This window comes from Actinomycetospora sp., from assembly GCF_036497245.1.
Taxonomy (GTDB): domain Bacteria; phylum Actinomycetota; class Actinomycetes; order Mycobacteriales; family Pseudonocardiaceae; genus Actinomycetospora.
Genome location: NZ_DASXJS010000238.1, coordinates 1 through 11,633 on the forward strand (window position 1 = coordinate 1; position 11,633 = coordinate 11,633).

An 11,633-nucleotide genomic window follows, 5' to 3' on the forward strand; every position below is an offset into this window, starting at 1 on the left:
CGCCGAGGTCGAGGCACCAGCGCCCGGCGAGCACTCCGTCGCGCACCAGCACCTCATGGATGCCGGGGATACACCCACGGAAGCCGTGGGCCGCGTCGAAGATCGCAGCGTTGGCGTCGGTGAGGTCGGCCGCCACGGCGAGCAGGCCCTGCGGGATCGGCGCGTCGGCGGTGACGATCTCGCGGATGCGGGCGTGCAGCGCCACCGCCGCCCCGGTCCAGACCGCGAACTGCCCGAGCAGACCGCCGGTCATCCGGGTCCCGCCCGGGTACCGAGTGAGCAGGTCGACCACGATCGCGTCGTCGTTGCCGGTGTAGAGCGCGACCTGGTCGCCGTCGGGGTCGCGCCCGGCGTCGGTCACGGCCCGGACGACGTCCAAGGTCGCGAAGCGGTCGAACGGCGCGATCTTCATCGCCCGCAGGGCCGGCAGCTCGGCCAGCCGTCGCCAGAACCGGTAGCCGAAGGGACGGCCGCCCACCGCCGGCTGGAGGTAGAACCCGAACAGGGGCAGCACCTCGCCGACGGCCGCGAGGCCGGCGAGGATCGCATCCTCGTCGGCGTCACCCCAGGAGCTCGCCGCGACGAGCGCCAGGTCGTACCCGAGCTCCGCGGCGACCTCGGCCTCCCGGACCGCCCGCTCGGTGGGACCCAGGACCCCAGCCACGCGCAGGACCGGTTCACGGGCGGCGGCGGCCTCCTCGGCGGCGAGCGCCAGGACCGGCTCGTAGAGGCCGGACGTGGGCTCGTGGATCGCGAACTGTGTCGTGTGCACCGCGACGGCGACCCCACCCGCGCCGGCGTCCAGGTAGTACCGGGTCAGCGCCCGCTGCCGGTCCTCGTCCAGGCGCCGCTCCGCATCCAGGGCCAGTGGGTGGGCGGGGATCACCGTGCCGGCCCGCAGCAGTCGCTCGCGCTCCGGGTCCATCGCCGGGTGCATCAGAACGCCCCGACGCGCTGTTCGAACCGCGTCGGCTTGCCGTGGCTCGGGCCCCCGGCGGCAACCCATCGGCAGATCCAGTCGAGCATCTCGGCCAGCGACACCCGCGGGTAACCGAAGCGGGCCATGGATCGCGACGCGTTGTTGAGCAGCGCGGTCGGGGCCTCCTCGCCGACGATCACGGGGTCGCGCCCCAGGCGGCGGCCGCACTCGTGGGCCAGCCACCGGACCGACACCGTCTCCGGTCCCGTCACGTTGAGCACGTCCGGCGGGGACGCCGCGTGGTGCAGCGAGCGCAGGGTGATCGCGTTGACGTCGCCCTGCCAGATGACGTTGACGCTGCCCATCGTGACGTCGACGGGCTCGCCGGCCAGCACGGCCCGGGCGACGTCGTGGAGCACGCCGTAACGCAGGTCGATCGCATAGTTCAGCCGCAGGATCGCGACGGGCGTGGCGTGGGCGATCGAGAGGTGCTGCAGGAGGCGCTCCCGCCCGAGGCACGATTGCGCGTACTCCCCCACCGGCGCCGGCGGCGTGAGCTCGTCGGCTCCGCCCGAGCCGACCGCGGTCAGCGGATAGACGTTACCGGTGGAGAAGGCGACGAGCCGGGCTCCGGCGAAGCGCTCGGCCACCCGCGCGGGGAGGTAGGTGTTGATCGCCCAGGTGCTCCACTCGTCGCCGTGGGTGCCGAACTTGCGCCCGACCAGATACACCACGTTCGCCGCGTCGGGCAGCGCGGCCAGCGCTGCGGGGTCGGTCGCGTCGGCGACGAGGGTCTCCACGCCCGCGGCGGCGAACTCGGCCCGACGTCCGTGCTCGGAGAACCGGGACACCGCGATCACGCGCCCCGACGACCCGCCGGCGTCCAACGCCGTTCGGGCCATCCGGGCCAAGGTCAGGCCCAGCTTGCCGCCGGCGCCGAGCAGCAGCAGGTCCCCGGGGAGCGCCGCGAGGTCCTCGACGACCTCGGGCGGCGGTTCCCACAGTCGCCGATCGATGCGGGCCAGGTCTCCGTCGACCCGGTCGGTGTCTCCGTCAGCGGCCAAGGAAGAGGTCCCTTCCCGCGGTCAGTGCCGCGATCTTCGCGTCCGCGATCGAGCGCGGCAGGATCCAGAAGCCGCAGTCGGGGTGCACGTAGTCGATCCGATCCGGGCCGCCGAGCCACCCGGACGCCTCCTCGATGCGCTTGGCCACCTCGTCGGCCCCCTCGACCTGGGTGTCCTTGACGTCGATGACGCCGACCCCGAAGCGCAGCCCGTCCAGTTCGCGCAGGTGGGCGAGATCGTCGGTGTCGTGCCGGGCGGCCTCGAGGACCACGTGGTCGGCGCGCAGGCCGGCGAAGAACGGCACCAGCGAGCTCATCCGGCCGGCCTGCACCCGCTGTCCGCCGTAGTTGCCGAAGCACAGGTGGACCGACGGGGTGCCCGGCACCGCGTCGAGCACCCGATTGATCACCTCGGCGGCCAGCTCCCCGTCCTCGGGGCTCCCGGGCACGTTGGCCTCGTCCACCTGCACGACGTCGGCGTCGATGTCACGGACCTGGTCGGCCAGCACGTCGGCGATCGCCAGGGCCAGGGAGCGCAGGTCGCCGTAGTGCTGGTCGAGCAGGGTGCGCGCCAGCATGTACGGGCTGGTGACGGTGAACTTCAGCGGTCCCGGAGCGAGGGCTCGGGCCGCCCGGTACGCCCCGACGAGGTCGAGCGTGCCCTCGTCGATCTCGCGAGTGACCACGCCGGCCGGGCGGGCTCGGAAGCCGAGGTGCTCCATCCGCGCGAACGCCGCGATGTCCGACCGCCGGATTTCCGAGCGCACCCCGCCGAGCGGACCCACGAAATACTCGATCATGCCGTTGGTCTCGGGGTGATCGACGTCGAACCGCGGGATCTCCCCGTCGGTGAGCAGGTCGATGCCGAGACGCTGCTGCAGCGCCAGGACCACCGCGGTCGCGTCGATCACCCCCTCCCGCGATGGCGCGGCACGGAGCCAGGACGGAACCGGGTAACTGCCGACCAGGGTCGTCCGCATCACGGCGCCAGCTCCTCGAGCACTCGCTGCTTGGTCTCGATGCCCATCGCGGCCATCACGGCCAGTCCGACGACCGCGACGACGCCGAAGGTGATGAACACGCTGGTCAACCCCAGGCCGGCGCCGAGCAGGAGGCCGACCAGGATCGGCCCGATCGCGCTGGCCACGCGGTTGAGGCTGCTGCCGGTCGACGTCGCCCACGCGCGCATGCGGGTCGGATACAGCTCCGGGGTGTAGAGGTAGAGGCCAGCGGTGACCGGGCTGATGCCCAGCCCCATGAGCAGGCCCGCGACGAACAGGACCGGCCAGGCGACGGCGCCCAGGGCGATCGCGATCGCACCCACCGCCGCGCCGAGCACCGAGACCGCGAACCCGGCGACGAACCAGGGCTTGCGGCCGACGCGGTCTACGGTGAACGCGAAGGCGTAGATCTCGATGAGGTAGATCGCGCTGGCGACCGCCGTGAGAGCCAGGGCGTTACCGGTGGGCAGGCCGCCGAGGCGGACGTAGAGCGTCGGCAACCAGGTGGAGAAGCCGTAGAGGATGAAGTATCCGCAGAACCAGGTGACCCAGGACAGGATCGTGCGCGACCGGTAAGCCGTGCTGAACAGCTCGCCGAACCGCGTCGGGCGTGGCGTGACCGGCGGCGTGACCTCGGGCGCCGGGAGCTCGTTCCCACGACGGCGGGCGTCGGCCTCCATCTCCGCGAGCAGCGCCTCGGCCTCGGCTGCGCGGCCCCGCTCGGCGAGCCATCGCGGCGACTCCGGCAGGCGGAACCAGGCCACGATCGCCACGAGCAGCGGGAGCGCCCCGAACCCGAACAGCAGCCGCCATCCGAGGTCCTGACCGAAGAGCGTGAAGAACAGCAACCCGATCAGCGGGGCGAGCAGGATGCCCCAGCTGAAGATGCTCTCGTAGAGCATCACCACGCGGCCGCGGGCCCGTCCGCGCACGAACTCGTTGAACAGAGCCCCCGCGATCGGGACCTCGGCGCCCAGACCGACGCCCTGCAGGACCCGGAACACCAGCAGCGACTCGAAGTTCCAGGACAGCGCGGCGGCCAGGCTCAGTAGTCCGAACGACCCGAGGGAGAAGATGAACGCCGCCCGACGACCATACCTCTCGGCGAGGGCGCCGAAGACGATGGCGCCGACGAACTGGCCGATGTACGCCGAGCTGATCAGCAGGCCTGCGGAGCCGAAGCCCACCCCGAACGACGTGATGACCACGGTCAGGACCGACGCGATCACCAACGAGTCGAACGCGTCGAAGAACGTGCCGGTGCCCAGCAGCGTCGCCACCCGCAGGTGCACCCGGCCGAAGGGCAGTCGCTCGAGGCGGGCGACGGTGTTCTCGGTGGCGGCCTCGACGTCGTCCCCGGGTAGCGTCCTCACGTGGTCGTCCGTGCTGTCCATGCCGCCTCGCTCCGTTGCGTCGGTCCGTCGGGGGTCTCGTCGAGCACATGGGTGCGGTAGCGCCGGACCATCAGGTCGAGGAGCTCGTCGCCCGGCCGTCCGCGCCACCGGTCGTTGAAGATCTCCACTTCGATCGGGCCCGTATAGCCGGCGGCCTCGACGGTCTCCCGCAGCGCCGGCAGGGCGATGGCGCCGTCGCCCATCAGCCCGCGTCCGGTCAGGACGCCCTCGGGCAGTGGTGTGACCCAGTCGCAGACCTGGAAGGCCGCGATCCGTGCGCCGGCCCGGTCGATGGCGGCAGTCACCCCCGGGTCCCACCAGACGTGGTAGGCGTCCACGACGACCCCGACGGCCTCGACCGGGAAGGGGTCGGCGAGGTCGAGCGCCTGGTCGAGAGTGCTGATGACGCAGCGGTCCGAGCAGAACATCGGGTGCAGCGGCTCGACGGCCACCCGGACGCCGCGGGCGAGAGCGTCGGGTACGAGTTCCGCGACCGCTTCGACGACCCGCGCGCGGGCGCCCGCGAGGTCGGTCCCGCTGCCTGCCATCCCGCCTGCGACGAACACGAGGACGTCGGTGCCCAGCGCCGCGGCCTCGTCGAGCGCGCGGCGGTTGTCGTCATGACGGCGGACCCGCTCGGCGGGATCGGGGTCGGTGACGAAGCCACCCCGGCACAGCGACGTGACGACCAGGCCCGCGTCGCGCACCTGCGCGCCCACGGCCGCGGCCTTCACCCCCTCGACGTCGTCCCGCCACAGGCCGACCCCGCCGACGCTCCGCGCCGCGCACGCTTCGACGAGCTCGCGCACCGACCACTGCCGGATCGAAGCCCTGTTGATGCTGAGCCGTTCCGGGCCGGCCGTCACGGCTCCACCCCCGCGATGCGCAGGAGGGTCCGCATCCGCTCGGCCGCCGCCGAGGGATCGGGGAAGAGACCACAGCGGTCGGCGAGGACGAACAGCTCGCCGAGGTGCGGTAGGGAACGGGCGCTCTGCATCCCGCCGACCATCGTGAAATGCGTCTGGTGTCCCGCCAGCCAGGCAAGGAAGACGATACCGGTCTTGTAGTGGAAGGTCGGCGGGCCGAACAGGTGCCGGGCCAGCGGCACGGTCGGCTCCAGCAGGCGCCTGTAGCCCTCCCGGTCGCCGGCGTCGAGGGAACGCAGCGCGGCCGCCGCGGCCGGCGCGACCGCGTCGAACACGCCGAGAAGGGCGTCGCTGTGGCCGAGCTCGTCGCCGAGGACGAGCTCCGGATAGTGGAAGTCGTCGCCGGTGTAGCAGCGGACCCCGGTCGGCAAAGCCCTGCGCAGGCCGATCTCACGGTCGGCGTCGAGGAGGGAGACCTTCACCCCGTCGATGCGATCCGCGTGCTCGGCGATGATCGTCAGCAGGCTCTTCGTGGCCAGGTCGAGGTCGGCACTGCCCCAGTAGCCCTGCAGAGCCGGGTCGAAGGCCGGCCCGAGCCAGTGCAGCAGCACGGGCTCGCGGACCTGCTCGAGCAGGGCGCCGTAGACCGCGACGTAGTCGTCGGGGCCGCTCGCCGTGGCGGCCAGCGCGCGACTGGCCATCAGCACCGGCGTGGCTCCGGCGGCCGTGACCACCTCGAGCTGCTCCTCGTAGGCCCGCCGGACGGTGTCCAGGTCGTGTGGACCGGGTGCGAGCTGGTCGGTGCCGGCACCGCAGACCAGCGCGCCGCCGACCGCCGCCGCTTCGGCGGCGGAGCGGCGGATCAGCTCGGCGGTCGTGGTCCAGTCCAGGCCCGCGCCGCGCTGGGCGGTGTCCATCGCGTCCGCGACACCCAGGCCCTGGCGCCACAGGTGATGGCGGAAGGCGAGCGTGGTTTCCCAGTCGAGCACCGCGGGACGGCCCGGGGTGTTGTCCGCGAGCGGGTCGGCCACGACGTGCGCGGCGGCGTAGGCCACCCGCGAGGTCGGTGCGGTGCGGGCCCCGTCGACGGGCAGCGGCCGCCCGGTCACCTCGTGCACCGTGAGCGAGCCGTCCGCCCGCGGCAGGCGCAGCGCGGTCACGGCGCCAGCTCCGGGACCTCGAGCCGGCAGCCCTCGGCCGCCGAGCGCACGCCGAGCTCGGCGAGCTGCACCCCGCGGGCGGCGGCGAGGAAGTCGAAGCGCCAGGGTGCGCCGGTCACCACGTGCCGCAGGAACATCTCCCACTGGACCTTGAAGCCGTTGTCGAAGTCCTCGTTGTCGGGGACCTCGGCCCACTGCGCCCGGAAGTCGAGCGGCGACGCGATGTCGGGGTTCCACACCGGCTTCGGCGTCGTCGACCGGTGCTGCACGCGGCACCGGCGCAGGCCGGCGACCGCGCTGCCCTCGGTGCCGTCGACCTGGAACTCGACCAGCTCGTCCCGGAACACCCGGACCGCCCACGACGAGTTGATCTGGGCGATCGCGCCGCCGTCGAGCTCGAAGATGCCGTAGGCGGCGTCGTCGGCGGTCGCGGTGTAGGTGGCGCCGGACTCGTCGACGCGCTCGGGGATGTGCGTGCGCGCGAGCGCCTGCACGCTCTGCACCCGCCCGAAGAGGTCGTGCAGCACGTACTCCCAGTGGCAGAACATGTCCAGGGTGACTCCCCCGCCGTCCTCGGCGCGGTAGTTCCACGACGGGCGCTGGGGGGCCTGCCAGTCGCCCTCGAAGACCCAGTAACCGAACTCCCCCCGTACCGAGAGCAACCGACCGAAGAAGCCGCCGTCGATGAGGCGACGCAGCTTCCGCAGGCCGGGCAGGAAGAGCTTGTCCGCCACCACCCCGGTGCGCACTCCGGCCGTCTCGGCCACCCGGGCCAGCTCGAGCGCCCCGTCCAGGTCCTCGGTCAGCGGTTTCTCGGCGTATACGTGCTTGCCCGCCGCGAGCGCGGTCGTGATGGCGGCGCGGTGCAGTTGCGTGCTCTGGGCATCGAAGTAGATCTCGGCGTCCGGCTCCGCGAGCGCCTTCTCCAGGTTCGTCGTCCAGCGCTCGAGGCCGTGGCGGGTGGCGATCGCGCGCAGCTTCTCCTCGCTGCGCCCCACCAGGATCGGTTCCGGCCAGAGCACGTCGTCGCCGGCCGGCACACCCCCCTGCTCCCGGATCGCCAGGATCGAGCGGACGAGGTGCTGGTTGTAGCCCATCCGGCCGGTGATCCCGTTCATGACGATCCCGACCCTGCGATGCGACACAGCCACCTCCGATTGGCGGGAAAGCGCTTTCCGGAAAGCGCGTTCCCGCAAGCTAGGCTTCGCCGTCACGAGGGGTCAAGGGGTGGGGATGGTCGATCAGCCGACGCGTCAGATCACGCTGGCCCAGGTGGCCCAGGCGGCGGGCGTCTCACCGGCCACCGCCTCGCGCGCCCTGCACGGGGGCGACAGGATCGTCGGGGACGAGCTGCGGGCCCGCGTCGTCCAGGCCGCCCGGCGTCTGCGCTACGTCCCGAACGCGCACGCCCAGGCCCTGGCGAACCGGGCCCGCGCGACGGTCGGGCTGGTCATGCACGACGTCAGTGATCCCTACTTCGCCGCGATCACCAGGGGCGCGATGGAGGTCGCAGCCGCACACGGCGCGCTGGTCATGCTCGGCAGTACGTTCCGCTCCCCCGACCGCGAGATCGAGTACGTCTCGACGTTCCGGTCCCAGCGCGCGCAGGCGATCCTCATCGTCGGAAGCGGATTCAGTGACCCGGACTACCTCGACGCCATGCGCGCGGAGCTGTTCCAGCACCGCGACGTCGGCGGGCGGTACGCGTTCGTCAGCCACCACGACCTGCCCGGCGACGCCGTGCTCCCCGACAATGCCGCCGGCGGGGCCGCGGTCGCCCGATCCCTGCTCGAGCTCGGCCACCGCCGCTTCGCGGTCGCGGCCGGGCCCCCGACGCTGACCACGGTCGAGCACCGGGTGGCCGGCTTCGTGTCGGCGATCGACGAGGCGGGCCTGCCCCGCTCGGCCGTGCACGTGGTGGAACGGGAGTTCAGCGAGAACGGTGGGCGCGACGCCGCCCACGCCCTCGTCCGCGGCGGCCTCGACGCGACCGCTCTCTTCTGTGTCAGCGACGTGATGGCCATCGGTGCCCTGACCGCTCTGCGCGAGCAGGGCGTGTCGGTGCCCCACGACCTCTCGCTGATCGGCTTCGACGACATCCCGGTCATGCGTCACCTCTGCCCCGCGACCTCGAGCGTGCGCCTCGACCTCGAGGGCATGGGCCGCGAGGCGATGCGTCTCGTACTCGGAGACCCCTCATCGGACGAGCTCGGTGCCGATGGCGACTCCGTGGAGGAGGCCGTCGATCCCCGACGCGTCCACTTCCCGGCGGAGGTCGTGCTCCGCGCGAGCACGACCGCGCCGACCCGTCGCTGACGTGGCCCGTGGCCCGTGGCCGTCTGGCTGGAGAGGCATCGCAGGCGATCACAAGGCAGCCGAGCTCTCTCCGAGGCCCCGACCGCTCGGCTGCCGATTCATGGAGTGCCGGCGCTGGTGGTGGACCTAGGTCTTCTCACATCTCGCCACGCTGCGACCCGCTGTGGGAGGAGTCGGTCTCGGGCGGGCGCAGGTGTGTTCCGGCGATCCGGGCGAAGGTGGCGACGAGCTCCCGACGCTCGCCGGCACGGTTCGCGAGCACGACGGGCACCGGGTCGATGTCGGTGACGGGGATGGCGGCGAGGTCCGGCCGCAACGGGCCGATCGTCACGGCAGCGCCGGCCAGCGCCACCGCCCCTCCTCCGGCGACCACCTCCAGCCGGTCCTCAGGGGTCTCGACGACGGGTCCGGTCGGCGCCGGACCGCCCCCGGGCCGGGGCTCGACCCGCCAGAAGGCGGCGTAGGTGGGGTCCGGATCGGCGAGCCGGGCGATCGGCTCGTTCGCGAAGTCCGCCAGCCGCACCGAGGCCCGGTCGGACAGGCGATGACCGCGGGGCACCAGCAGGACACGCGGCTCGTCGTAGAGCCGGCGCAGCTCCAGCCCGTCGGCGGCGAACGGTAGGCGCGCGACGGCGACGTCCACCCGGTGTTCGAGCAGCGCCAGACGCGGCCCGCGCCAGTCCAGATGCAGCGTGCGCACGTCCGCGTCGGGGCACTCCTCTCTCAAGGCCCGCACGGCCGCCGTGACGAACGGGGCTCCGGTGTGCCCGACGACTATCCGGGCAGGGCCGACCGCCCTCCGGGCTGCGGCCCGCGCCGCCCGCGCGGCGCCCAGTGCCTCGCGCGCCGCGGGGAGGAACGCCGCGCCCGCCTCGGTGAGCGAGGTCCCGCGGGTATCGCGGGCGAACAGGCGCACCCCGAGCTGGTCCTCGAGGCGGCGGATCTGGCGGCTCAGCGCCGGCTGGGCCAGGTGGAGCTCCTCGGCCGCCCGGCCGAAATGCAGATGCTCGGCCACCACGGTGAAGGCGTGCACGAGCCGAAGGTCCAGGTCGTCCACGAGCTCGAGAGTAAGCCGCCTTGCAGGCATGATGCCGAACGGGCATCAACCTCCGGTCATCGGTCTTGGACGCCGGACCCAACGCCGCCACACCGTGGAAGGGCCGTCGCCATCGTCGCGCGGTGGACGATGACCGAGAGGAACCGACATGGCAGCCCACGACGGGGCGAAGGTGCTGATCACGGGAGGAACGAGCGGGATCGGCCTGGCCACGGCCCGCCTGCTGCACGACGGGGGCGCTCGGGTGATCGTCACCGGCCGCAGCGCCGAGTCGATCGAAAAAGCACGCGCAGAGTTGGGGCCCCAGGTCACCGTTCTCGACCACGACGCCGCCGACCCGGCCGCGACCGACGCGCTCGTCGAGGGCGTCCGCGACGCCGTGGACGGGCTCGACCTGCTCTTCCTCAACGCGGGCGTGACCGCGTTCCGAAGTGTCGGCGAGGTGACCGAGCAGGAGTACGACCACCTCTTCGCCGTGAATGCGCGTGGGCCGTTCTTCCTCGTCCAGAAGCTCGCCCCGTTGCTCCATGACGGCGGGGCGGTCGTCGTCACCACGTCGGTCGCCAACGTGAAGGGCCTGGCGGGCTCAAGCATCTACGCCGCGACGAAGGCCGCCGCGCGCTCGATGGTGCGCTCCCTCGCCCGGGAGCTGGCGCCCCGCGGCGTCCGGGTCAACGCAGTGAGCCCCGGACCCATCGACACCGGCATCCTCGAGCGCACTCTCCCCACCGCCGCAGCGAAGGCCACCCGGGAGCAGATGCGCGTTGCCAACCCGATGCAGCGGTTCGGTCGGCCCGAGGAGGTCGCCGCCGCTGTGGCCTTTCTCGGGTTCGACGCCACGTTCACCACCGGCGCTGAGCTCGTGGTCGACGGCGGAGCGTCTCAGCTGTAGAACCCTGCCCGTCGCCCGCCGGCACCAGGGCCACGCCGCGGGGCCGGCGCCCACTCACCGAGGGTGCGCAATGCATGTGTTCGTGACCGGAGCCACCGGCTTCATCGGTTCCTTCCTCGTACCCGAGCTCCTCGGCGCGGGGCACCGCGTCGTGGGACTCAGCCGCTCCGAGGCGGGCGCCGCGACACTGACCCGAGCCGGCGCGGAGGTCGTCCGCGGCGACTTGAACGACCTCGACCGGCTGCGGCGCGCCGCCGAGGCGGCCGACGGCGTCACCCACACGGCCTTCGATCACGGCGCGACGAACCTGGCCGAGGGCAGCGAGAGCGACCGCACGGTCGTGGCGGCCCTCGGCGACGCCCTGGGGCCCGGGCGCCCACTGCTGATCTCGTCGGGCACGGCGCTCGCCCGGACACAAGGCCGGGTAGCGGTGGAGACCGACGAGCACGTCGGCTCCGAGGAGTATCCCCGCGCCGCCACCGAGGAGGCGGCCGACGCCCTGGGCGCGCGAGGCATCGACGTGATCACCATGCGGCTCTCCCAGGTGCACGACACCCGCCGGCAGGGGCGGATCGGTCGGCACGTCGCCCTGGCCGGGCAGCACGGGCGCGTGGCCTACGTCGGCGACGGCGGCAATCGCGTGCCGGCCGTGCACGTCTCGGACGCCGTTCGGCTCTACCGGCTGGCCCTCGAGAACGGGCGGGTGGGCGCGCGCTACCACGCGGTGGACGAGGAGGGCGTCGCGCTGCGCGACATCGCCGAGGTGCTCGGCGCGGGGCTGGGGCTGCCGGTGGAGTCGATCACGCCCGACGAGGCCCCGGACTACTTCGGCCCCCTGGCGGGGCTCGCCGCACTCGACCTGCCTGCCTCCAGCGCCCTGACCCGCCACGAGCTGGGCTGGCGCCCCACCGGCCCGGGCCTGCTCACCGACCTGCGCGCCCTGGACCACGACGCCGCCTGAGCGG

11 protein-coding genes are annotated in these 11,633 nt (G+C 72.9%); 3 read left to right on the forward strand and 8 right to left on the reverse strand.

All coding sequences use genetic code 11. From position 1 onward, the window contains the following. From VGI02_RS25015 to VGI02_RS25045, 7 genes are all read right to left on the reverse strand, one after another. The coding region (locus tag VGI02_RS25015; RefSeq protein WP_331632024.1) for a dihydrodipicolinate synthase family protein at positions 1 to 925 on the reverse strand (925 nt) is incomplete at its 3' end. Positions 926 to 936: 11 nt separating this feature from the next. Beyond that, positions 937 to 1,983, reverse strand: a complete 1,047-nt coding sequence (locus tag VGI02_RS25020; RefSeq protein ID WP_331632025.1) for an NAD-dependent epimerase/dehydratase family protein — start codon at positions 1,981 to 1,983, stop codon at positions 937 to 939. Beyond that, positions 1,973 to 2,893: a uroporphyrinogen decarboxylase/cobalamine-independent methonine synthase family protein gene (locus tag VGI02_RS25025; RefSeq protein ID WP_331632026.1), complete on the reverse strand. Its 921-nt coding sequence runs from the start codon at positions 2,891 to 2,893 to the stop codon at positions 1,973 to 1,975. The genes VGI02_RS25020 and VGI02_RS25025 overlap by 11 nt, the downstream gene beginning before the upstream one ends. 68 nt (positions 2,894 to 2,961) lie before the next feature. Beyond that, the gene (locus tag VGI02_RS25030; RefSeq protein ID WP_331632027.1) at positions 2,962 to 4,377 is read right to left on the reverse strand and encodes an MFS transporter; all 1,416 of its coding nucleotides are present in this window, start codon (positions 4,375 to 4,377) and stop codon (positions 2,962 to 2,964) included. Next, entirely contained in the window at positions 4,353 to 5,243 is an 891-nt protein-coding gene (locus tag VGI02_RS25035) for a sugar phosphate isomerase/epimerase family protein (protein WP_331632029.1), read from the reverse strand. The genes VGI02_RS25030 and VGI02_RS25035 overlap by 25 nt, the downstream gene beginning before the upstream one ends. Then, positions 5,240 to 6,403: a dihydrodipicolinate synthase family protein gene (locus VGI02_RS25040; RefSeq protein WP_331632032.1), complete on the reverse strand. Its 1,164-nt coding sequence runs from the start codon at positions 6,401 to 6,403 to the stop codon at positions 5,240 to 5,242. The genes VGI02_RS25035 and VGI02_RS25040 overlap by 4 nt, the downstream gene beginning before the upstream one ends. Then, positions 6,400 to 7,548 (reverse strand): Gfo/Idh/MocA family protein, encoded by a 1,149-nt coding sequence (locus VGI02_RS25045; RefSeq protein WP_331632034.1) that lies wholly within the window; start codon positions 7,546 to 7,548, stop codon positions 6,400 to 6,402. The genes VGI02_RS25040 and VGI02_RS25045 overlap by 4 nt, the downstream gene beginning before the upstream one ends. Positions 7,549 to 7,636: 88 nt before the next feature. Here VGI02_RS25045 and VGI02_RS25050 point away from each other — a divergent pair, with 88 nt between their 5' ends. Further along, a complete protein-coding gene (locus VGI02_RS25050; protein ID WP_331632036.1) occupies positions 7,637 to 8,719 on the forward strand; it encodes a LacI family DNA-binding transcriptional regulator in 1,083 nt (360 codons plus the stop codon). Between the two features lie 136 nt (positions 8,720 to 8,855). Here the strand turns inward: VGI02_RS25050 and VGI02_RS25055 are convergent, their stop codons facing one another. Continuing rightward, positions 8,856 to 9,776, reverse strand: coding sequence for a LysR family transcriptional regulator (locus tag VGI02_RS25055; protein ID WP_331632038.1), 921 nt, complete (start codon positions 9,774 to 9,776; stop codon positions 8,856 to 8,858). Positions 9,777 to 9,924: 148 nt separating this feature from the next. On the opposite strand from VGI02_RS25055, the gene VGI02_RS25060 reads away from it, so the two are divergent. Both VGI02_RS25060 and VGI02_RS25065 read left to right on the forward strand, forming a co-directional pair. Further along, positions 9,925 to 10,668, forward strand: coding sequence for an SDR family oxidoreductase (locus VGI02_RS25060; RefSeq protein WP_331632040.1), 744 nt, complete (start codon positions 9,925 to 9,927; stop codon positions 10,666 to 10,668). Positions 10,669 to 10,750: 82 nt separating this feature from the next. Next, positions 10,751 to 11,629 carry an SDR family oxidoreductase gene (locus VGI02_RS25065; RefSeq protein ID WP_331632042.1) on the forward strand — a complete coding sequence of 293 codons (879 nt, stop codon included), beginning with the start codon at positions 10,751 to 10,753 and terminating at the stop codon, positions 11,627 to 11,629. Positions 11,630 to 11,633: the final 4 nt, after the last annotated feature.